General features: G+C 61.7%; 18 protein-coding genes. 10 read left to right on the top strand and 8 right to left on the bottom strand.

Annotated elements, in window-relative coordinates:
• Positions 1-76: 76 nt before the first annotated feature.
• A complete protein-coding gene (locus tag IE091_RS00780) occupies positions 77-880 on the top strand; it encodes a helix-turn-helix domain-containing protein (protein ID WP_189462563.1) in 804 nt (267 codons plus the stop codon).
• Here the strand turns inward: IE091_RS00780 and IE091_RS00775 are convergent.
• Positions 877-1,479: a TetR/AcrR family transcriptional regulator gene (locus tag IE091_RS00775; protein ID WP_189462562.1), complete on the bottom strand. Its 603-nt coding sequence runs from the start codon at positions 1,477-1,479 to the stop codon at positions 877-879. The genes IE091_RS00780 and IE091_RS00775 overlap by 4 nt on opposite strands.
• 191 nt (positions 1,480-1,670) lie before the next feature.
• Between IE091_RS00775 and IE091_RS00770 the strand changes: the two genes are divergently transcribed.
• From IE091_RS00770 to IE091_RS00745, 6 genes are read left to right on the top strand one after another with little or no spacing between them, the layout of a single operon-like run.
• Entirely contained in the window at positions 1,671-2,876 is a 1,206-nt protein-coding gene (locus tag IE091_RS00770; protein ID WP_096921406.1) for an efflux RND transporter periplasmic adaptor subunit, read from the top strand.
• Positions 2,873-5,974 carry an efflux RND transporter permease subunit gene (locus IE091_RS00765; RefSeq protein ID WP_189462561.1) on the top strand — a complete coding sequence of 1,034 codons (3,102 nt, stop codon included), beginning with the start codon at positions 2,873-2,875 and terminating at the stop codon, positions 5,972-5,974. The genes IE091_RS00770 and IE091_RS00765 overlap by 4 nt, the downstream gene beginning before the upstream one ends.
• Entirely contained in the window at positions 5,971-7,401 is a 1,431-nt protein-coding gene (locus tag IE091_RS00760) for an ATP-binding protein (protein ID WP_096921408.1), read from the top strand. Before IE091_RS00765 ends, IE091_RS00760 begins: the two co-directional genes overlap by 4 nt.
• A gap of 13 nt (positions 7,402-7,414) precedes the next feature.
• Positions 7,415-8,119, top strand: coding sequence for a response regulator (locus tag IE091_RS00755; protein WP_016916247.1), 705 nt, complete (start codon positions 7,415-7,417; stop codon positions 8,117-8,119).
• Positions 8,120-8,169: 50 nt separating this feature from the next.
• The gene (locus IE091_RS00750) at positions 8,170-8,853 is read left to right on the top strand and encodes a response regulator transcription factor (protein ID WP_016916246.1); all 684 of its coding nucleotides are present in this window, start codon (positions 8,170-8,172) and stop codon (positions 8,851-8,853) included.
• Positions 8,850-10,265: a sensor histidine kinase gene (locus IE091_RS00745; protein WP_189462560.1), complete on the top strand. Its 1,416-nt coding sequence runs from the start codon at positions 8,850-8,852 to the stop codon at positions 10,263-10,265. Before IE091_RS00750 ends, IE091_RS00745 begins: the two co-directional genes overlap by 4 nt.
• Here the strand turns inward: IE091_RS00745 and IE091_RS00740 are convergent.
• The 7 genes from IE091_RS00740 to IE091_RS00710 all read right to left on the bottom strand — a co-directional run bounded on the left by IE091_RS00740 (position 10,207) and on the right by IE091_RS00710 (position 18,301).
• On the bottom strand, positions 10,207-11,226 hold the full coding sequence (locus tag IE091_RS00740; RefSeq protein ID WP_016916244.1) for an AbrB family transcriptional regulator: 1,020 nt from the start codon (positions 11,224-11,226) through the stop codon (positions 10,207-10,209). The two genes, IE091_RS00745 and IE091_RS00740, sit on opposite strands and share 59 nt — an antisense overlap.
• Before the next feature lie 19 nt (positions 11,227-11,245).
• A complete protein-coding gene (locus tag IE091_RS00735; protein WP_189462559.1) occupies positions 11,246-12,754 on the bottom strand; it encodes a tripartite tricarboxylate transporter permease in 1,509 nt (502 codons plus the stop codon).
• A gap of 19 nt (positions 12,755-12,773) precedes the next feature.
• Positions 12,774-13,226 (bottom strand): tripartite tricarboxylate transporter TctB family protein, encoded by a 453-nt coding sequence (locus IE091_RS00730; protein ID WP_016916242.1) that lies wholly within the window; start codon positions 13,224-13,226, stop codon positions 12,774-12,776.
• Between the two features lie 67 nt (positions 13,227-13,293).
• Positions 13,294-14,307 carry a Bug family tripartite tricarboxylate transporter substrate binding protein gene (locus IE091_RS00725; RefSeq protein WP_189462558.1) on the bottom strand — a complete coding sequence of 338 codons (1,014 nt, stop codon included), beginning with the start codon at positions 14,305-14,307 and terminating at the stop codon, positions 13,294-13,296.
• A gap of 154 nt (positions 14,308-14,461) precedes the next feature.
• Complete coding sequence (locus IE091_RS00720) at positions 14,462-15,358, bottom strand: bile acid:sodium symporter family protein (protein WP_016916240.1); 897 nt, start codon at positions 15,356-15,358, stop codon at positions 14,462-14,464.
• A gap of 35 nt (positions 15,359-15,393) precedes the next feature.
• A complete protein-coding gene (locus IE091_RS00715; RefSeq protein WP_189462557.1) occupies positions 15,394-17,145 on the bottom strand; it encodes an AMP-binding protein in 1,752 nt (583 codons plus the stop codon).
• Positions 17,146-17,368: 223 nt separating this feature from the next.
• Entirely contained in the window at positions 17,369-18,301 is a 933-nt protein-coding gene (locus IE091_RS00710) for an alpha/beta hydrolase (protein WP_189462556.1), read from the bottom strand.
• Between the two features lie 158 nt (positions 18,302-18,459).
• On the opposite strand from IE091_RS00710, the gene IE091_RS00705 reads away from it, so the two are divergent.
• The 3 genes from IE091_RS00705 to dauA all read left to right on the top strand — a co-directional run bounded on the left by IE091_RS00705 (position 18,460) and on the right by dauA (position 22,979).
• Positions 18,460-18,846, top strand: coding sequence for a hypothetical protein (locus tag IE091_RS00705; protein ID WP_189462555.1), 387 nt, complete (start codon positions 18,460-18,462; stop codon positions 18,844-18,846).
• 188 nt (positions 18,847-19,034) lie between these two features.
• Positions 19,035-21,083, top strand: a complete 2,049-nt coding sequence (gene betT / locus IE091_RS00700) for a choline BCCT transporter BetT (protein ID WP_189462554.1) — start codon at positions 19,035-19,037, stop codon at positions 21,081-21,083.
• A gap of 159 nt (positions 21,084-21,242) precedes the next feature.
• A complete protein-coding gene (dauA, locus tag IE091_RS00695; protein WP_189462553.1) occupies positions 21,243-22,979 on the top strand; it encodes a C4-dicarboxylic acid transporter DauA in 1,737 nt (578 codons plus the stop codon).
• Positions 22,980-23,026 lie beyond the last annotated feature (47 nt).

The following is a 23,026-nucleotide window of genomic DNA, read 5'->3' as shown; positions in this document are numbered from 1 at the left end:
GAGGTATCAGCCGTTGCACTCTTGGGCGCAAGGCGGCACATTAGCCGCCACCGCCCAAGAGCCCCGAGTCACGCCCATGCACGATGAATTTGTGGCCAATTTGCGCCTGCTGTGCAGCTACTACCCGTCGATTGCCGACGTGTGCCGCCGCCTGCCGATGAACCGAGCGCAATTCAACCGCTACTTGAGCGGGCGCTACTACCCCAGTCATGCGGCGCTCCAACGAATATGCCATTTTTTTGGCATCGCCGCAGACGACATTGCCCTCCCCCACCAGGATTTTCGCGCCTTGGTACAGACCGGCCAATTGAGTGCTGATACGGCAAGCCCCACGCTACCCTGGCCCAATGCGCTGGTGCAGCGGGGCAGTGAAGGGTTGGAGCGCTACCTGGGGCGCTACTTCGAGCTTTATCACTCCATGTCGCGCCCTGGTCATATCATGCGCACGCTGGTCTGTCTGGAGGAGCGCGACGGCGGCGTGGTGTATCAGCGCACCGAACGCATGCCGGTGGCCCCCGGCAAACGCCCCTGCCATAACCGCTATGTGGGAGCGGCAGTCAAACTCGCGGACCGACTGTTCTTGATCGACCACGAAACCCTGAACGGTCACGAGATCACCCAGACCATTCTGTTTCCCAGCTTTCAAAGTCAGGTAACGCGATTGACGGGGCTGAAGATGGGCGTGGCAGACAACAGCGAGCGCATGCCCTGCTGTGTGAGAGTGGTGTATCAGCGGCTGGATGAACAGACCAGCCTGCGCGAAGCGCTCGCCCAGTGCGGGCTACTGGCACTGGACGACCCATCCCTGGATGCGGCGCTACTGGCCGCCATTCAGAACGATATCGCCGCAGGGGAGTATCATTTTCGTGCGCGCCATTAACGGGGTGGTGGTGTCGCAGTCGCCAGCACGTGGGAAAACAGAATGGCTTCGAACTGCTCCATGGGAGCCAGGGACTTGAGCGTCTTGGCGCGCAGGATGGCACCTTCCCACCCCGAGAGAATGAAGCTGGCCAGCGTGTCAGGTGACAACGCTTCCGGCACGCTGCCTTCTGCCTGCGCCTGGCTCAAGCACGTGACCAGGCGTTTTTCCCAGCGCTGGAAGACCACGTTGAGCGCATCGCGGAAGGTGTCGTTCTGGCCCGCCAGCTCCTGCCCCAGGTTGCCGATCAGGCAGCCCGTGGAGTGGTCACAGTCGAGCATATGCGCCCGGCCTGCCGCGAAGTAGCGACGCAGGCGTTCGAGAGGTGGCACGGCCGAATCTTCCATCAAGGTGGCCAGATTGGCATCGTATTGGCTGGCAAACCGCTCGATCACCGCCAGACCAAAGTCCTCTTTACTGGCAAAATAGTGGTAAAACGAACCCTTGGGTACACCGCAGGTTTTTAGAACGGCATTGATACCCGTGGCGTTATAGCCCTGCTGGGCAATCAGCTCAGCGCCGGTATCAATCAACTTATCGCGCGTGGCGGTGTTTTTCATAGCGTCATGCAGACCAGGAAGTCTATGGTTTTTCACGTCAATGATGACAGGTATCGGAAACCGCGTCAGCGTTTGGGTTGCACGCTATTTGCACAATGCTTGCCTAATCGCTGCGTAGGAATCGGTGATGCTAGCATGATCTTGCCACTTCTCGGGCATTTTTGCCTTCAGCCAATGGATACCCCCCGGCCATGACTCCACCTCGCTCTTTTGCCTCCTCACAGCAAGGCCGCCTGGGCCTGGGTGCCCTGGCCGCCTTGCTGGTACTGGCAGGCGGCCTTGCCGTGGCCTGGTGGATCATCAGCCAGCCACCCAGGGTAGAGCGCAGGCCACCGCCGCCGCCCGTGCCCCCGGTGGTCGACGTGATGACCGTCGAGCAGCGCCAACAGTCGCCTACCCTGAGTGGCTTTGGTCGTGTCGAAGCGGAACAGTCGACGCTGCTGGCCAGCCGCGTGGCCGGGCAGCTGGAACGTTTTGCCGAAGGCGTACTGCCCGGCCGTGTGGTCGAGCAGGGAGCACCGGTGGCTTACATCGACCAGGCCGACCTGCAGCTGGCACTGGAGGATGCCCAGGCTCAACTGGCAAACGCCGAAGCCCAGCTGGCCCTGGAACAGGCCGAACAGCAGCGCGCCCGCAGTGAGTACGAGTCGTTCGGCAGGCAGCTCAGCGCCGAACGGCGTGCGCTGGTGCTGCGTGAACCCCAGCTGCGCCAGGCCCAGGCGCAGCTGACCCAGGCGCGCGTAGTCCGCGACCAGGCGGCGCTAAACCTGGAACGAGCCACCCTCACGGCGCCCTGGCGCGCCATGGTTCAGGAGCGCCTGGTGGGGGCTGGCAGCCTGCTGAGCCAAGGCACCGAAGTGCTCAGCCTGGTGGGTGTCGAGCAGTTCTGGGTACGCGCGTCGCTGCCCGGCGATACGTTGGCCTGGCTGGAGAGTGGCGGTCGCGTCACGCTCACCAGCCAGGGCTGGCCCGATCAGGCCGAACGGGAGGGCGAGCTGCTCTCCGTGCTGCCCAACCTGGAAGAGAACGGCTTGCAGGCCCAGCTGCTGATTGCCGTGAACGACCCATTGGCCCTGAATCATGAGGGTCCCGCCCTGCGGCTGGGCGACGTCATGCGGCTCACCTTCCACACACGCGCCCAGGAGCCGCTGATCAGGCTACCCTCTGCCGCGCTTCGCCCCGGCGAGCAGGTCTGGTGGGTGGACGACGACAACCGCTTACGCAGTACCCGCGTCACTCTCGCTTATCGCGGCCAGGATGACGTACTGATCCGGGAGGGCCTGGAAGCGGGCCAGCGCGTGGTCGTTGCAGGCCTGGCGCAGCCCCGCGAGGGGCAGGAAGTTCGCCTGCGCCAACGTGGCGACACCCCGGCACGTGATCAGGAGAGCGCTCAATGATGCGTAAAGGCCCGTTGGCGTGGATGGTGGATCACGGCGTTGCCCCCAACTTGATGATGGTGCTGTTCATCGTGGGCGGCCTGATGGCCTCGATGGCCATCAAGAAAGAGGTCTTTCCGGAGTTCGAAACGGAAATCGTCCAGGTCTCCATCAGCTACCCAGGCGCCACCCCGGAAGATATCGAGCAAAGCCTGCTGCTGCCCATGGAAGCCGCCATCGCCAACGTGGAAGGCATCGACGAGATGACCGCCAGCGCCAGCGAAGGCAGCGGCGTGGTCAGCGCAACGCTGATCGACGGCGTGGATGTGATGCGCGCCTACCAGGACATTCAACAGGCCGTGAATGCCATTACCACCCTGCCCGCCGCTGCCGACCCGCCCCGCATTACCTTGGCAGGCCGCTCGCGCAGCGTCGTCAGCCTGCAGGTGTACGGCAGGGTGGGCCAGGAAGCCCTGCACGACGCCGCCGAGAACGTACGTGCCGAGTTACAGGCCACCAGCGGCATCTCCCGGGCAGAGCTCTCCGGCAACCGGGACCGGGAAATCCAGGTGCACCTGGACGATGAAGCCATCGAGCGCTACGGACTCGATCATCAGCAGTTGGCCAGCCGCATCGCCGCCGAAGCACTGGATCTGGCCAGCGGCCAGTTGACCACCGCCGAGGGCGAATGGCTGATCCGCTACCAGGGGCGCCGCAATAGCGCCGAAGAGTTCGCCGAGCTGCCCATTCTGACCACGGCCCAGGGCTCGCCGGTGCTGCTGCGTGACATTGCCCAGGTCAGTGAAGGCTTTGCCGAAACCGACCGGGAGGAGTTCTACAACGGCCAGCCGGGCATCTCGGTGGATGTGTACCAGATCGGCGGCCAAACCCCGACCAGCATTTCCAACGCAGTAAGCGGCGAGCTGGAACGGCTGCGCGCCAACCTGCCCGACGGCGTGAGCCTGGACATCGCCCGGGACAGCTCGGAGGTCTACGAAGACCGGCTCGGCCTGCTGCTCAAGAACGCCTGGATGGGCCTGGCGCTGGTGCTGGTGCTGATGGCGCTGTTTCTCGAAGCGCGACTGGCGTTCTGGGTGACGCTGGGCATTCCCACGGCGTTTCTGGGGGCCATGCTGTTCCTGCCCTGGATAGGCGTCTCGCTCAACATGATGTCGATGTTCGCATTCATCATTGCGCTGGGTATCGTCGTCGATGACGCCATCATGGTGGGCGAGAACATCTACAGCTATCGCGAAGAGGGTTACTCGTTGCGCGATGCGGCGGTCAAGGGCGCCCAGGAAATTGCCACGCCGCTCACCTTTGCGATCCTGTCGAACATCGTGGCCTTCCTGCCCCTGCTGTTCCTGCCCGGCTTTTTGGGGCTGATCTTTGCCACGGTGCCGGTCGTGGTGATCACGGTCTTCGTGATCTCGCTGGTGGAAGCGCTGCTGATCCTGCCCGCGCACCTGGCCCACGCCAGCAAGCCGAGGCAAACGCCAGCCTGGCAGCGTCCTCTGGAGGCCGTGCGGCTACGCATGCAGCAGGGGCTGCACCATTTCACCTACCGGCGCTTCGAGCCCTTTCTGCAGGGTGCACTGAACCAGCGCCTGCTGACCGTCTCGTTGGGCGTGGCGCTGCTGGCGATCACCCTGGCATGGGCCATGAGCGGCCGATTGGGCTTCTCGTTGATGCCCCGGGTCGAATCCGATCAGGTGCAGGCCAGCGTCACCCTGCCGATTGGTAGCCACATCAGCGTCAGCCGCGAATTGAGCCAGCAATTGCTGGACGCCGCCACGGCCCTGAGCGAGCGTGAAGAGGGGTTGAGCTTCACCAGCACCCGTAGCCGTCTGGATGGCGAAAGCCTCTCCGTACGCCTCGACATCGCTTCGGAAAGCCTGGAGAGCTGGCCACCCTCACGCATTGCCCGCGAGTGGCGTGAACTGACCGGCGACCTGCTGGGCGCGCAATCGGTCCGCTTCGAATCCGACTTTGGCGGCCCCGGCAGCGGCGCCGCGCTGAGCCTGCGGCTTTCGCACCCCAATACCCAGGTGCTGGAAGCAGCCGCCACACGATTGGCCGAACAGCTGGCGGAGTACGGGCTGACGGACATCGACAGCGGCCTGGGCGACGGCAAGCCACAGCTGGAAATGCGCCTGTCGGCCGAAGGCCGCTCGCTGGGGCTGACCGGCAGTGACTTGGCACAGGCCCTGCGTGGGCCGCTGCAAGGCGCCACCGCCGTCGAGCAGTTCATCGGCCGCCGAGAGGTCAGCGTCGAAGTGCGTTTACCGGAAGCCTCTCGCGATAGCCTCAGTGAGCTGTACCGGCTTCCCGTACGCACCCCCGAGGGGCTCAGCGTGCCGCTGTCGCGGGTGGCCGACATCACCCTCAGCCAGGCGTCCAGCAGCCTGCAACGCATCAACGGCCGGCGCATCATCACCGTCACCGCCGACTCCGAGGGCGACCAGGCCATCAATCAGGTGCTCGCCACCTTGCAGGAGGATGTCTTCCCCACCCTCAGCAATACCTGGCCGGGCCTCGAAGTCAGCATGGGTGGCCGCCAGCAGGATACCGCCGACAACCTGGCCACGCTGCGCAAGGCCATGTGGCTGATGATTGCGGCACTCTATGCCCTGCTGGCGATTCCCTTCCGAAGCTACTTGCAGCCGCTGCTGGTGATGGCCGCCATTCCGTTTGGTATCGTGGGTGCCATTGGGGGCCATCTGCTGATGGGCTTTGGCTTGTCGATCATCAGCCTGCTGGGCATGCTGGCGCTGTCCGGCGTGGTCATCAACGATGCCTTGGTGCTGATCGACTACGCCAACCGCAAGCGGCGCGAAGGCATGGCGCCTCGGGAAGCCATCGTGGCCGCTGCCACACGCCGGTTGCGGCCGATCATGATGACCACACTGACGACCTTCCTGGGGCTGGCACCGATGATTCTGGAAACCTCGCGACAGGCACGCTTCATGATTCCCATGGCCATCTCTCTGGGCTTTGGCATGCTGTTCGCCACGCTGATTCTGCTGATCATGGTGCCCTGCCTCTATCTCAGCCTGGAGAATCTGCGCGAACGCCTCAGCGCACCGTCCCCTCCCGAACCCGAGAGGGCTAACCCATGAAGGCGTTACATAGCCTGCGCCAGTGGCGCCCCTCGCGGCTGGGCATGAAGCTGTTCGCGGCCATCCTGAGCGTCAATGTGGCCATTGCCGCCAGCGTATTTCTGGCGGTCACCTACAGTATCGACCGCGGCTTTCTCGACTACCTGAACCAGGCACAGGAGCGCCGCGCCACGCTGCTGGCCGACGGCCTGATTACCCGTTGGGAAACTCAGAACAGCTGGGCGTGGCTGGAAGAGGCCCCCGACCGCTGGCCCTACATCGTACGCTTCGAACTGGGCCAGGAGCATCGTGATCGGCCATCTCCCTTGGGGGAAGCGCAGGATTTCGCTCTGCAGGATGCCGATGGCCACGCCATCATTCCCCCCAGCGATACTCCACGGGGCTCCCGCAACTGGCACTGGATGACCCTCTACAGCGACCTGGCGCCCAATGGCCAGCGTGAAGCCATTGGGGCCCTCGGCTTTCGCCCGCCCCAGGAGATGATGGAGCGCATGGAGAGCCGCTTTCTGGAGCGCCAGCAGCGCAACCTGATCCTGATCGTGGTCTCGCTGGGCCTGGCCTCTCTGCTGCTGGCTGGCGGGCTCTCCTGGTGGCTGGGCCGACGCACGCGGGCGCTGGCCGGTGCCACCCTGCGGCTCACCGAAGGCGACTACCATACCCGCTTGCCCGAACGCGGCCGCGATGAGCTGTCTCGCCTGGCCCGGGATTTCAACGTGCTGGCGGCCACCCTGGAAGCCAGCCGCGAGGCCCGGGCACGCTGGGTGTCGGACACGGCCCATGAGCTGCGCACCCCGCTGGCCGTACTGCGCGGTGAAATCGAAGCCATGCAGGATGGTATTCGCCCGCTGAATCAGGAAAACCTGAGCTCGCTGGCCCAGGAAGTGGCTCAGCTGGAGCGCCTGGTCTCCGACTTGCGGCTGCTCTCGCAAAGCGATGCGGGAGCGCTGGACATCCAGCTGGCCCCGCTGAACCTGAGCGACAGTCTGGGCAGCCGCCTGACAGACGCCGACCGCTGGCTGGAGCAGAGCGGCCTGAGCCTGACCTGCCAGCTGGAAGAGGACATCATGATTCGCGGCGATGCCCAACGCCTGCGCCAGCTGTGGAGCAATCTGCTGGACAATAGCTGTGCCTATACGCAATCGCCTGGGGCGCTGCGCGTCACGCTCGGCTGCGAGCGCGGTCAGGCCGTCATCGTCTGGCAGGACAGCTCCCCCGGTGTCCCCGACAGCGAGCTGGGGCGGCTCACCGAGCGGCTGTATCGGGTCGAGGGGTCGCGTAACCGTGCCAGCGGCGGTAGCGGCCTGGGCCTGTCGATTGCCAGCGCCCTGGTGAGTGCTCACGGGGGCACCATGGAAGCCAGCGCCTCGACATTGGGCGGGCTGGCCTGGACACTGCGCTTTCCGCTGATTTCTTCTGACCCTTACTGAATGCGAGTTGACCATGACCCAGGAAGCATCCCTGCTGATCGTCGAAGACGAACCCAAAATTGCCAGGCTCATGGCGGACTACCTTGGCAGCCATAACTTCGCCCCCACCATCATCGGCCATGGCAGCGACGTGATGCCCTGGCTCACCCAGCACTCACCGGCGCTGGTACTGCTGGACGTCATGCTGCCCGGCAAGGATGGCCTCACCCTGTGCCGGGAAATACGCCAGCAGTGGCCGCTGCTGCCCATCATCATGGTGACGGCCAAGGTCGAGGAGGTGGACCGGCTGCTGGGTCTGGAGCTGGGCGCCGATGACTACATCTGCAAGCCGTTCAGCCCCCGCGAGGTGGTGGCCAGGGTCAAGGCCGTGCTGCGCCGCAGCCAGGCCATTGCCGAGGCCACCGGCCACACCCCGACCACACGGCAAGCGCCGGTCACCCTGGATGAAGAGGGCTGGCAGGCCCTCGTCAATGGCCAGGACCTGGGGCTCACCGCCGTGGAGTTTCAGCTATTACGCGTTATGATGCAGTCGCCGGGGCGTATTTTCAGCCGCGAGCAGTTGATGGATCACATGTATCGCGACAACCGCATCGTGTCCGAACGTACCGTCGACAGCCATATCAAGAAGCTGCGCAAAAAGATCACCGAAGCCCTGCCCGAGCAGGAAATCATTCGCTCGGTGTATGGTGTGGGTTACAAATATCAGCCCGAAGGGTAAGCCTGGCAGATCAACAGGCACACTTGGGCACCGCTACGGGCCAATGCACCATGAAAGCGCTCATCGTAGAAGATAACGACAATCTTGCGCGCTCGATTGCCTCGACGTTAGAAGAAGCCAGCTTCACCATCGACGTGGCCTGCGATGGTGAAAAAGCGCTGCTCATGCTGCAGCAAGGGGGGTATGACCTGCTGGTACTGGACCTGGGGCTGCCGCTGCTCGACGGCATGTCGTTGCTGCGCCTGTTGCGCCACCAGCAGAACACCATTCCCGTCTTGATCATCTCCGCCCGCGACACCCTGGACCAGCGCATTTTGGGGCTGGAAGTCGGCGCGGACGACTACCTGTGCAAGCCCTTCTCGCTGAACGAGGTAGCCGCCAGAGCCCGCGCGCTGGTCAGAAGAGCCAAGCATTTTGGCGGTGAGAGCCTGCGCTGCGGGCGCCTGGAGTTCTTTCCAGATGCCATGGAGCTGCGCGTGGACGGCCAGGCCCTCACGCTACACCGCCGTGAGCTGGAGGTCATCGAATACCTGCTGATCAATCAGAATCGACTGGTCAGCAAGGACCAGATCATCGACCGGCTCTCCTCGACGGATGAAGCCATCAGCTACGCCGCCGTGGAAACCTACATTTCACGTATTCGCAAAAAGATCGGCCATGACTTCGGCCTGAAAACCGTGCGAGGGCTGGGCTATTACCTGGCCCCACCCGCCTCGGAGGAAGGCGCGCCTTGACCCAGACACCCCGCTCCATCCGCAGTCGCCTGCTGCTGTGGATTGCCTTGCCGTTCACCGCCCTGGCCTTCCTGGCCCTGCTCTCCAGCTACCTGCTGCTGAGCAAGCAGATCAACGAAGCCTTCGACGCCATGCTGCTGAATGCCGCCCAGCGCCTGGAGCGTCGGGTATATACCGCCGATGGCCAGCTACGCATCAACATGCACTACTTCAGCATCAGCACGCTGGGCAGTCGTGGGGAGGGCAAGATTTTCTACCGTATCCGGGAAGCCCAGGGGGGCATGATTGCCGGTTTTCAAGGGCTGGGCGATCCGCCCGACTCCCTCGACGCGCCGCTGTTTTACGACGTGGCTTACGCAGGCAACGAGCTGCGGGCCGTGGCCTTGACCTTCCCTTTTCGCCGCGGGCGTGATGTCGTGGACATCGAAGTCATCGTGGCGGAATCAAAAGAGACCCGGCACTCATTGACCCACGACTTCATGGTCACCCTGGCCGGGCTCACGGCGGTGACCGGGCTGCTGGCGATCACGCTGGCACTCCTCGCCATCCACCGTGGCCTTGCCCCCTTGAACGCCATCAGCCGCGCACTGCGCCAGCGCTCGCCCCACGATCTGCAGCCCATTCGCGACAGCGTGCCCAGAGAAATACGCCCCCTGACGCAAAGCATCAATTACCTGATGCAACGCATGCAAAGCAGTATTACCAGCACCCAACAGCTCAACGCCGACGTTTCCCACCAGCTACGCACGCCCATTTCAGAGATTCGGGCACTCACGGAAATGACCCTGAAGAGCGAGCAATCACCCGCCAACAGGGCCAACCTGCTGGAGATTCAGCGCATTGCCGAGCATGCCGGGCACACCGTGCAACAGCTGCTGAAATACGCCAAGACCCGCAGTGAGCTGTTCGAACTCACCCAGCTGCAGACCGTCGACCTGATCGCACTATGCCAGCAGGCTTGCCAGCAGGTCGCCACCGGCATTTACCAAAAGGGCCAGGAGCTGGCCTTCGAGCAGCCCGAGGCCCTGCCCTCCATTCATGGCGACCCCATTTTGCTGCAGTGGTTGGTGATCAACCTGATCGATAACGCCAGCCTCCACGCGGGCGGCGCGCTCCCTTACCAGGGCACCATTACCATTGGCCTCACCCATGACGCCGATACGGTACGACTCAGCGTGCACGATGACGGCGTGGGGGTGGACCCCGCCCGGCTGCCGCAGCTCACCGAACGGTTTTTCCGCGATAACGCCCATGCACCGGGCAGCGGCCTTGGCCTGGCCATCGTCGAACAGGTGGCCACTACCCACGGCGCCCAGCTTGCGGTGCGCAATCGCCCTCAGGGCGGGCTGGAAGTCACGGTGGCGTTTCCGGTGCTGCCAGCGTCGTCAGGCGGATCATCAGCGGCGTCATGAAGATCAGCAGCAGCAGCCGCAGAATATGGTGAGAGACCACGTAAACCGGGTCGATCCCCATGACCATGGCGATGACCGCCATCTCCCCGACGCCCCCCGGTATCAGCGCCAGCATCACCGCCACGAACGGCAATGACGTGACGCTGGCCACCAGCCAGGCCATCAACGCGGCCACCACCAGCGCAAAGAGCGCATACAGCATGCCAAACCGCCCTACCCGCACCACCTGTTTCCAGTGGGTGCCTGAAAAACGCGAGCCCACCGAAGATCCCAGCACCAGAAAGGTCACCAGCAGGATTTCATTGGGCAGCGTGTAGGCTACGCCCACATTGGCAATCAAGGCACCTGCCGCCATCGGCCCCAGAAACTCCGGTAGCGGCAAGCGGATCAGTCGACCCAGCCACCAGCAAGCAGGAGCCAGCAGCAGTGGCAGCACCCCCATGAGCGACAGCGGCTCGGCCGAGGGCGGCAAGGCCACGCTGTCGACGAACAGGCTGGCCAGCAGCGCCGCGCCCGATACCACGGTGACCAGCCTCAGCGAGTGAGAAATGGCGATCCAGCGCAGGTCACCATGGGCACGCTCGGCCAGCACCAAGGCCGAGTTCATGCTGCCTGGGTAGGCACAGAACATGGCGTTCAGGCTGCCGACGCGGGCACGAGCAAAGATCCAGTACCCTCCTGCCAGCATCAGCACCATGTAGGCCAGCATGGCCAGCACGCTGGGGTACCACTGCACCAGGCTCACCAGCTCGTCCGCGTGGATACGACTGCCGATGAACAGTCCCAGTAGTGCAATGGCCACGCGATGCAAGCGCTTGTCTACCCCGGTGCGAACGCCTGCCAGCGAAACGCCCATGACCATGAACAGCGCCCCTAGCATCCACGCCAGCGGCAGCGAAAAAAGGGTGGCCACCAGGCCACCCAAACATCCCAAACCAATGGTTTTCAGCGTTTTCTTCACTCGCGCCCCCGTTGTTGCGCTACGCTTTTGCCGCCACGCGCCGCGCCTGAAAGCGCTTGACCAGCGGCTGGCCAAACAGCGAAATCAACAGCAGCGCCAGGATGGCCAGGGTCGCAGGCCGCTCCAGCACGTAGGTGATGTCCCCGCCACTGATCTGGTAGGAGTGCAGCAGCGACTTCTCCGCCAGAGCCCCCAGCAGCATGCCAATGACCGCCGCAGGCACCGAGTAACCGTAGTGGCGGAAGATCCAGCCGATCACGGCAAACACCAGCACCGTGGCAGGCCCGGTCATGTTGCCGGTGAGCCCGAACGACCCCATGACCGCCAATACCAGCACGGAAGGAATCAGATAGCGCATGGGCACCTTGACGATGTTGGCCAGCAGCGGAATGAACAACATCCCCACGATGACCAGCAAGAATACCTGGGCGAAGTTGGCAAAGATGATGGCGTAGACCACGTCTGTTTGCTGGCGGATGAACTGCGGGCCACCGGTAATGTTGTGCATGGCAAACGCGGCCAGCATCACCGCCGTTGCCCCACCGCCGGGAATACCCAGCGCCAGCAGGGTTGCCATGGAGCCGCCCTCCGAGCTGCTGTTGGCGGCCTCGGACGCGACGACCCCTTTGGGGTTGCCCTTGCCGTAGGAGTCCGGGTCTTTATCCCGCCGCTTGGTCTCGATGTAGGAGAGCAGATTGGAAACCGACGACCCGACGCCGGGCACCGCGCCCACCAGCACACCGATCAAGCCACCACGAATCATCACCACAGGATGACGCAGCGCCATCTTGCAGCCCTGAAAAATTTCGCTGGCACGTACCTTCCGCGCATCCGCAGACTCGACGATGAACCCCTTGTTGGCCAGCTTGAACAGCTCGGACGCCGCAAACATGCCCATCATGGCAGGAATCACCGGCACCCCGTCCAGCAGGTAGGTTTGCCCCATGGTGCCCCGGGCCAGGCCAATTTCGTTGAACCCGATGGTTCCTACCAGCAGCCCCACGAAACCGGCCACCAGGCCTTTGAGCACCTGTTCCCCCTTGAGACTGGCGATCAGCGTCATGCCCCAGAGGATCACCACGAACATCTCGGCGGGCCCCAGGCGCAGGACCATATAGGAGAGCGGCTGGATCATGAAGAACAGCACCACGTAGCCCATCAGCGAACCGACCACCGAGGCGGCCAACGCCACTCCCAGCGCCTGGTTGTGCTGCCCGCGTCGCGCCATCGGGTAGCCGTCAAAGGCCGTGGCAATGGCCGAGGAAGTCCCGGGAATGTTCATCAGGATGGCCGGGATCCCTGCGCCAAACGAGCCGCCGGTAAAAATCGCCGTCAAGAACAGCATGGCCTGAATGAAGTCCATGTACATGGTCATGGGCAAGAAGATCGCCATGGCCATGGAGATCTGCAGGCCCGGCGTTGCCCCAAAAATCAGCCCCAGCACGATACCGGGAATCACCACAAGCCAAGGGCCTGCGCTGGAGAAGAGCAGGTTCATACTCTGCTCGACGGCACCAAAATCAATCATGTTGCCTCCTTCGATGCGTTCAGCTGGGCAGCAGCAGCAGCGTCATGGGGTAAGGCAGCATTCGCGAAAAAAAGAACGCTGCACCAAGGCCAAACAGCGCGCTGAAGCCGAATACCGCCAGCCAGTTGCGCTCACCCTTGAGAATCAGAAAAGACGCGATGAACGCCACCGTCGCCAGGTCGAAACCCAGGGTTTCCAACGACATCACGTAAGCGGCAAACAGGCCCACCACCGGCAGCGTACGCAGCAGGGGTTCCTCTTGCTGGTCCTGGGTCAGCAGCGTGCCTTTCTTCAGGCGCAGTACCACCTCCAGGGCAATCAGCGCCAGTACCAGCAGCGCCATGGGAAGAATCAGCAGTAAGTTCTGGGGGGTCGCGGAGACGCGAATGGCATCCATCAGATACCACAGCGTAAAGCTCGCCAGACCGATGAGGACGAGCGCGTCCCCATAGTCACGTTTTTGTGCCGTCATGGGTAAACTCCTGGCAGGCACCCCTTTAGGGTGCCTGCCACTACAGGATCGTCAGACGATGGGGTGATCAGTTGAGAAGGTGGGCGTACTTCTCGAACACTTCGTAGTTTTCGCGCATCAGCTCATTGGAACGCTCGGGGCCTACCCATACGCCGCCCATTTCATTGCGCTCCAGATGCTCTTGCACGTCCTTGCGCGCCAGTGCGTTCTGGATGGCATCCGCAAGGGCTTCGTAACGGCCCGGATGCTGGCGCTCGACTTCGCTGGTCACCGCGAAGCCGCGCATGGAGCCTTGCAGCACCGGCACTTCCAGCTCCATGGGAGCAAGGGCCTCATTGATGGTCGGCGCATCCCACTGCTCGATACGCTCGTCGTTGACGATGGCCAGCGGCGTCAGGAACTCACGAATGCCCTCGCTGCCCTGTGCACTGATGGAGACGAAATCCACCTGACCACCGGCCACCGCCGAACGTGCTTCACCACCGCTGTTGTAGGTCACCAGATTGAGATTTTCCTGGGGGATGCCCGCTTCTTCCAGCAACAACCGCACCATCAGGTGGCCCGCCGAGCCTTGTACCACGGCACCGCGCACCTGGCCGCGCTGCGCACGAATCGCCTCCAAAAGCGAAGGCAGGTCGTCGTAACCGCTGTCCTTGTTGGCTGCGATCAGGTCGAGGTCGAACCACTGAAAATTGATGTAAGAGAAGTCATCCACGCTGAAATTGGCCCCACCCGTCAGAATCGAGTTGGTCAGGTAAGGGGCGAAGGTAGAGGCATAAACGGTATAGCCGTCGTCCGGTACGTTCAGCACGTAGTTGGAAGCGACCTGAGTTCCCGCCCCGGGGCGGTTGGTGACTTGAATGGGTACGCCAATCTCTTCCGAGATGTATCCCGACATCAAGCGGGCCAACCGATCGGCACTGCCGCCGGTACCAAACCCGACGACCATGTTGAGCGGGCGTTCCGGGTAGCTGTCTGCCGCAGCAGGCAACACCATGGCCAGTGACGCTACCGTGACGGAGGCGCCCACCAGCAGGGATTTAAGCGCGCGAGGAAACGAGCTGACAGGTTGCTTGAGCATAGCGATGTCTCTTGTTGTGCGTGTTATTAGAATCAGGCGGCTGCCTGTAGAGAACAACGCTATCCCACGAAACTGTCATCAACCTTGCACGGGGATCAAAACCAACTAAAGTCTAGTCCCCGCGCCTGCCCTCCGGCTGAACCTTCCGACCGACCTACGAAGGTTCGACCTTGGCTTGATCGCGGGCCAATTCCTCCTTTTTCGTTAGCTTGCGGTAAAACACCGCTACGGCCGTGGAGTTCAGCACGATAAACAGCGAATACATGACGGGTATGAGCAGAATCAGCTGCTGTGTTTCGCCACTGAACGTCATGATGACGATCAATGCGGCCAGCGGGCCGTTTTGAATCCCCGTTTCAAGAGATACCGTGCGTGCTTTTTGCGGGTTGAGTTTGAGCACGCGGGAGAATAAATAACCGAACAGAAAACCCACCAAACCGAGCAGAATCACCGCTGCATATACCTGCCAGCTGGTCTCCATCAGCAAGCGCCAGTTGCGCGGTGCCCACGTCACCACCAGAAACACGATCACGATAGCCCCCAACACGCCGCCTACCAGCTCAATGACCGCGCCAAGGTTGGCATTTTTACGGCGTATCCACATGCCCAACAGCGTTGGAATCAGCAGTACGAACAGCAGGCGGCCAATTTGGTCGGGCGGTATGCGGAAGGCGTCATCAATCCCTTGGGTATAAAACGCCATCCACAGCGGCACAAGAACAAAGCCCGCCAGCGTGGAGCAGATGGTCATCATGATGCTGAGACTGAGCAGGCTTCGTGAGAAGTAGGCAAAAATGTTGGAGGTCGTGCCGCCCGGCATGCACCCCATCAGCACTAGCCCCACGGTATGTTCAACCGACAGGTCGAGAAGGCGCGCCAGGGCAAAGGCGATAAAAGGCATCAGCAGATACTGCGATGAGAAGCCAACCCCAATGGCCTGGGGGTGGCGCATGGAGAGTTTGAAGTCCTTGAAGGTGAGCGATGCCCCCATGCCGAACATGATGATCACCATCATGATCGACAGTAAGCTTTCTTCCAATGGGCTTAGCATAGTGCTGTAACTCCGTAGCCTGCCGCTGTTTGCGGTTATTGTTGTTTAGTCTCGGCGTGACTGCCCTGCACGATGGCACGCACTTCTTTGCGCAGCACCTTGCCAACAGGGGTTTTGGGCAGCTCATCCCAGAACACCACTTTTTTGGGAACCTTGTAGGCGGCAAGCTCTGTTTTACAGTGCCGGATAACGTCCTTGGCGCTTAGCCCCTGTTCACGCAGCACGACGTAGGCGTGAACCGCTTCGCCTGTCTGGTCGTCGGGGACACCAATGACGGCGGACTCTTGCACTTGCGGTAAGCGCGCAATGCTGTCTTCTACTTCGTTGGGGTAAACGTTAAATCCGCTGACCAGAATCATATCTTTTTTACGGTCGACGATTTGAAAGTGACCATCCTCTGACATGGTTCCCACATCGCCGGTGTAAAGCCAGCCATCTTTTAACGTTTTGGCGGTCTCTTCCGGGTTGTTCCAGTAACCTTTCATGATTTGTGGGCCGCGCGCGATAATCTCGCCAGGCTCGCCCGGGGCAACCGTCACGCCCTGTTCATCGACGATGCGCACCTGGGTAAACGGCGCGGGAATGCCGATGCTGTTAGCACGCTCATGCCCAATCGGGTTGAAGCAGATCACCGGAGAGCTTTCGGTTAGCCCGTAGCCTTCGGCAATCGGTGTGCCGACCACCGCGCGCCAGCGCTCAGCGACGGATTTATGTAGCGCGGTGCCGCCCGCCATCGCCACTTTCATGTTTTTAGGCGGGTACACGGTGAACCACTCTTCGTTGAGCAGCGCGTTGAACAGCGTATTGACGCCTGAAATCCAGGAGATCGGGTAGTTATCAAAAGCGCGCTGGCAGTTCTGGATAGGCCGCGGGCTGGGCACGAGCACGTTGTGCGCCCCTTTGCTGTAGAACGCCAGCAGGTTCACCGTGAACGCGAAAATATGGTAGATGGGCAGTGCGGTGAGAACGCACTCTTTGCCAACCTCTATGTGGCTGCCAACCACCAGATCGACCTGTTCTAAATTGCTCAGCAGATTGCCGTGCGTCAGCTCTGCCCCTTTACTGACGCCGGTGGTGCCGCCGGTGTACTGCAACAGCGCGGTGTCTTCACGCGCGATAGCCTGCCAGTAGCGCGCCACGTCTATGCCTTGTTCGGCTTGCCGTGCACTGCCCGTTTGAATGGCCTGGCTCAACGTCACGGCGTTCAGCGAGTGCCTGGGGATGGCTTTGTTCCAATATTTCAGTACGGCATCCAATACCGTGCGTACGACTGGTGAAAACCATTGCGAAAGCGAAGTGAGTACGACGTGCTGAATGCCAGTGTTGGGGAGCACGTCCTCCAGCTTGTCGGCAAACATATCCATGATGACAAGCGCCTTGACGCCAGCATCGTTGAACTGATGCTCCATTTCTCGACGCGTATAGAGCGGATTGACGTTCACCAGCACACAGCCCGCTTTCAAAACGCCGAAAATGGCCACCGGAAGCGCGAGACAGTTGGGCATTTGCACCGCAACGCGGTCGCCTTTGGCAAGCCCCAGGGTGTCACGCAGGTAAACCGCAAACGCATCGGAGAGAGTGTCCGTCTGCCGATAAGCAAGCGTGCCATTCATGCCGTTGGGCATGCAGGTGGTGAACGCGGTGTGGGAGCCAAACTGCTGGGCTGCCGCAGTGACCATCGCGGGAATACTGGCAAAGCGCGGCTGCGGCTGGTCACCTATCGCGTGATGGTTGGTGCCATAAAGATGTGCCCACGGCGCGCTGTCATAGAAGTGATCATTTGACATGCACATTCTCTTCGTTGGGGCCCTTTCATGAAGGGGCCATTGTTTTTATTAGCTTTCTACATGTTTTTCTACCGCACAGGCTCTCCATGGAATAACGCAGCCGCTGAGTTTAAGTCAACCGTTTTAATTTTTGCTTTCGCCAGGTGGGGCGTCAAATAAAAAACGGGCCAAGCGCAAGACGCACTGGCCCCGTCAGCTCGGCCCTCACACAACCCTCTGACATCTAGTTCCCGCGCCTGCCCTCCGGCTGAACCTGCTGATTCAGAAACGCGATACCTGCCTCGATGGCACTGCCACGCAGCAGGAAGCTGGCGAAATGGCCTCGGCCACGCTGAAGATACAGCTCGCTGGGCGTACCTTGCGCCTGAAGCGCGGCATAAAAATCGGTGGCGTGATCGACGGGCACGAGCCGATCCCAGCGGCCGTGAAACAAGAAGAACGGCGGTGCTTGAGGTGTGATTTGCCGCGCGGGCGATGCCAGGGCATACGCGTCACGCTTCTCTGCGCGCGTACCACCAATGAAGTCCACCACCAGCCGCCCATCGTTGAACTTCAGCAAGTCGCTGGGCAAACCGCCGGCCAGCACCGCCGCCAGCCGGGCATGCTCGCCGCCGTAGGGGTGTGCCAGGGGGCCTTCACTGCCCGCCAGCGCCAACAGGCTCACCAGGTGAGCCCCTGAGGAAAAGCCCACGCCGACAATGCGGTTCGTATCCACTTGCCACTCGTCGGCATGGCGATGCAGCCAGGCCATGGCCTGCTGCAAGTCGTGCAGCTGGGCGGGGAAACGATATTCCGGTACGAAGCGGTGTTCGATATTGACGGTGACGTAGCCCTGTTCAGCCAGCTGCCGGGCAATGCCTGCCATGTCGTCACGGCTGCGGTTACGCCAACCGCCCCCATGCACCAGCAGGGCGGCTGGACGCAGGCCCGCGCCCTCGGTGCGGGGGAGCAGCACATCGGCCACCAGCGGCTCGGGCCAGTCGTCCGGGGTATAGCGCTGCTGGACCAGCGCCGTGAACGGCAGCGCCTCCCGCAGGCCCTGGCGTTCGATGGCCGGTTCACCCTGGCTGGCCTGATGGGTGGCGCCACAGCCACTGAGCAGCGCTACCAGCGCGCCCAGGCGCGCATAGCGGCCAATGAATCCAAGTTCTGGCATGGTGTTCTCCTGTTTCCTGTTCCCCTCACCCTGTGGCGTGATCCTTGCCCCTCCGCATAAGACCACGGTTGTTGCACACTTCCTGCAACCGATTTACACCAAGCCCCTGGATACTGCCATGGTCAACATTAGCCCATTAATGACCCATGAGGTATGCCATGAAAATGTCTCTTAGCCAACGTTTTGCTCCTGCCTTTCTGGCCATTGCCCTTATGCCCCTGGCGTTCACCGCGCAAGCCGACCATCATGAGCACCGTGGCATGGACCGTGAAGCCATGCACGAGCGCATGGAAGAGCGCCGCCAGGAAGTTTACCAGCGCGCCGAGCTGAGCGAAGAGCAGCAAACCGCGCTGAATCAGGCCCATGCCGAGCATCGTGAAGCGGTCATGGCGCTGCGTGAGGAGCATCAGGCCCGCGTTGCAGAAATTCTGTCAGATGAAGAGCAGCAGGCACTGCGGGATGCCATGCACGAGGTGCACGCCGAATACCGTCAGGAGCACGGCAAGCGTGGTGGCCGCCACGGTGATCAGGCCAATGCTGAATAAGCGTTGATTTAACGTTCGTCCTGCCACCCTGCGCCCAGCTCTGCTGGGCGCAGGGCTATCTATACTCCTGTTTCATCATTTTACGTGGTTGGCTCGTCACTTGAACTGGCGTAGCAAACCGCGTATTTTATTTGAACGTTCATTCAAAAATAATTCTTCCCTTGTCTTAACAACAGGAGTCCGCCTCCATGGCGAAAGACAACTCGACCCTCCCCTCGCGGGATCGACTCAACCCCGTGGTTTTCCACGGCAGCGTCGCCGGTATACTCATCTTTCTGGTGATGACCATGCTGTTTACCGAGCAGGCAGGCGCTTTCTTCGACGCGGGCCTGGCCTGGGTCAGCACCACCTTCGGCTGGTACTACATGCTCGCCATCGTCGCCTACCTGGTGTTCGTGGTACTGATCGGCATGTCGCGCTTCGGCAACATACGCCTGGGCCCGGACCATTCACGCCCGGAGTTCTCACTGCTCTCCTGGTCCGCCATGCTGTTTGCCGCCGGTATTGGCATTGACCTGTTGTTTTTCAGCGTGGCAGAGCCGGTGGCCCACTACCTGGCCCCGCCGGACCTGACGCCTGAAAGCCAAGAGGCCATGCGCAACGCTGTCGTTCAGACTTACCTGCACTGGGGGCTTTCGGGATGGGGGCTCTACGTGCTGATGGGCATGGCACTCGCCTACTTCAGCTACCGCCACCGCTTGCCACTGGCGATCCGCAGCGCCCTCTACCCACTGCTGGGCAAGCGCATCCACGGCCCCATCGGTAATGCCGTGGATATCACGGCGGTCATTTCCACCGTGTTCGGTATCGCCACCAGTCTTGGGATTGGCGTTCTGCAGCTCAATTACGGCCTCAACTACATGTTCGACGTTCCCGAGACGTTGACGGTACAGATCATCCTGATTGGTCTGGTCGTGGTGCTGGCCACCATTTCTGTGGTGACCGGGGTCGAGAAGGGCATTCGCCGCCTCTCCGAGTTCAACATGCTATTGGCGCTGGCGCTGATGCTGTTCGTGCTGTTTTCTGGCGATACCCTGACCCTGCTCGACAAGGTGGTGAACAACGCCGGTGACTATCTCTCCGGGTTTGTCGCCGCCAGCTTCGATACCTACGCGTTTGCCGATGAAGGCGCCCAGGAGTGGAAAATGTGGTGGACCATTTTCTTCTGGGGCTGGTGGATTGCCTGGACGCCTTTCGTGGGCCTGTTCCTGGCGCGTATTTCTCGTGGCCGCACCATTCGCCAATTCGTCGCCGGTGCGCTGTTCATTCCGCTGTCGTTCATGATGGTGTGGATGTCCATTTTCGGTAACAGCGGTATCGAGCTGGTCGCCAATCAAGGCGTCGTCGAGCTGGGCGAACAGGCGTTGAACTCGCCGCAAACCACCCTCTACACGTTGCTGGAGTACTACCCCTACGTCGGTATCACCGCCGCCGTGGTCACCGTGCTGGGCATTGTGTTCTTCATTACTTCCGCCGACTCCGGCGCTTTGGTACTGGCCAACTTCACCTCGATTCTGAGCGACGTGAACCATGATGCCCCAGTGAAGCTGCGCATTTTCTGGTCGGCCGTGATCGGCCTGATTACCGTGGCACTGCTGATGGCAGGCGGACTGAACGCGCTGCAAAGCGCCGTGGTGATCACCGCCCTACCGTTCTCGGTGGTGATTTTTGCCATCATGGTAGGCACCTACAAAGCCTTGAAGCTGGAAGGCAGCAAGGCCGATGCACGCCGCATGATTGCAGGTAGTGCGCCTGGCGGCGATTGGCGCGAGCGCCTGGACCGTGCGCTGGATACCTCCAACCGTGCCGGGGCAGCGGCCACCATCGAGCACGCGATCCGTCCCGCCATGACCCAGTTTGCCCAGGAGCTCGAAAGCCGTGGCCAAACCGCCAACGTGACCGAAGAGCAGGTGGAAGGCGAGTCGCTGCCCACCTTGACGCTGCAGGTCGACTTTGGCGAAGCCACCAGCTTTGTCTATCAGGTCTGCCCGCACCGCATGCGCACCCCGAGCTTCATCCCGGCAGACGATGACTTCTACGTGCGCCTGGATGTCTATCTGGCCGAAGGCGGCCAGGATAAAGACCTCAACGGCTATACCCGTGGTCAGGTGATTGGCGATCTGGTGGCCGAGTACGAACGCCACCTGCACTTCCTGACCCTGGCCGGGGAGCAGATGGGCCATGTGCAAGCCATGCCCGGCACCATCGGCGAGCCACCAGAAGACGCCCAGATGTAGCGTCAGCACGTTCTCCCTGCAATCTCTATCCCGGCCACCGTGCCGGGATTTTTTTATGCCTGTTCGAGACGAACGGTCGAGACTAACGCCTTGTTGTGAGAACGCAGGCTCAGGCGTAGCGTAAGAGCTTGTTTGGCTTATCGTTGAGGAGGCTTTCCCATGTCTCGTGACGCTCGCACGTCGGGATATGTATTCCCGATGCCTGGTAGTGCTCTGTTACAGGCGTGGCGTGAAGGCTATACGCTGGATCGGTTGAAGCGCGATGTTCTGGCGGGATTGACCATCGGCGTGGTCGCGGTGCCCCTCTCCATGGCCTTGGCCGTAGCCACAGGAGTGCCCCCACAACACGGCCTTTACACCGCCATCGTCGCCGGTGCCATCATTGCCTTGACCGGAGGGTCGCGGTTCAACATCTCCGGCCCAACGGCAGCGTTCGTGGTCATCCTCTTTCCTATCGTCGCCCACCATGGTCTCGGCGGACTGCTCATTGCCACGTTCATGGCGGGCGTCATCCTGGTGGCCCTCGGGCTTTCCAGGCTGGGCAGCCTGATCCAATACGTGCCCTACCCGGTCATTCTTGGCTTTACAGCGGGCATCGGCGTGGTGATTGCGCTGCTGCAGCTGCCTGACTTTCTGGGTTTGAGCGGCATTACGCTCGGCGACAGTACCCTGCACAACCTGCTGTTGATTGGCCAGGCACTGCCGAGCCTGTCGCTGGAAGAGCTCAGCGTGGGACTGGTCACGCTGGCCGTGCTATTGGTTTGGCCACGCTTGCACACTCCCCTCCCCGCGCCGCTGGCAGGCCTGGCCATCGGTACGTTGGCCGCCACGCTGTTACTGTGGGGCGGAATAGAAGTGGACACCATTGCGTCTCGCTTCAGTTGGGAGCTTGGCGGTGAACACGGCAACGGCATTCCCCCTTTCGCCCCTGGGCTGATCGCCCCGTGGCATTTTCCCGGCGCCGATGGTCAGCCACTGGTGATCGATTTTGCCTTGATTCAGGCGCTGCTGGGCCCCGCCCTGGCCATCGCGCTACTGGCCGCCATCGAGTCGCTACTGTGTGCCGTTGTAGCGGATGGTTTGACACGCACCCGCCACGACCCCAATGCCGAGCTCATTGGCCAAGGCCTGGGCAACATGGTGGTGCCTTTTTTTGGTGGCATTACCGCCACGGCGGCCTTGGCTCGGACTGCCACCAACGTCAAGAGCGGTGCCTTTTCACCTATCGCTGCCGTGGTGCATTCGCTGGTGGTGTTGCTGGCCGTGGTGGCGTTGGCAGGCCTGTTGGGGTTTGTTCCCATGGCCTCTCTGGCGGCACTGCTGTTCATCATTGCCTGGAACATGAGCGAGGCGCGCCACTTCATGCATACGCTGAAAAGCGCCCCCGCCAGCGATGTGGCGGTGCTGCTCATCTGCTTCGGGCTGACGGTGATTTTCGATATGGTCATCGCGGTGGCCGTCGGTATCGGGCTGGCAGCCGCCCTGTTCATCCGCCGAATGGCTCAACTGACCCATACTCAGCGCCTGGACTCACCCTCTACAGGAGAGTGCTTTCCACCAGAGGCCGCGCTCTACAGGATGAGCGGCCCGCTGTTTTTTGGCGCCGCCGAAAAGGCCATCGCCACGCTACGCATCGTGGACCCCGACGTTCGTATGGTCGTGCTGGACATGCACGAGGTGCCCAGCCTGGACACCACCGCCATCGTGGCACTGGAGTCGCTGCGCCGAGAGCTGGGCGAGCAAGGCGTAGGGATCATCTTCGTGGGGCTACCGCCCCGCCTGGCGTTGAAACTGAAGCGCGCAGGCATCAAGCGTGAAACAGGCAAACTGGCGGTCGTCCGTACGCTTGCTCACGCCGAAAGTGTGGCTTGGCGTTGGCTAGGTGGTGGCCGTTAGCGCACCTGGGGTGAAGTACTGAAATAGGGGAAGTAGCCCTCCCCTGA

Origin of the sequence: Vreelandella hamiltonii (assembly GCF_014651775.1) — a bacterium.
Lineage (GTDB): Bacteria > Pseudomonadota > Gammaproteobacteria > Pseudomonadales > Halomonadaceae > Vreelandella > Vreelandella hamiltonii.
Note: the sequence above shows the minus strand (reverse complement) of the source record. Positions and strands in the feature narration are given on the sequence as shown.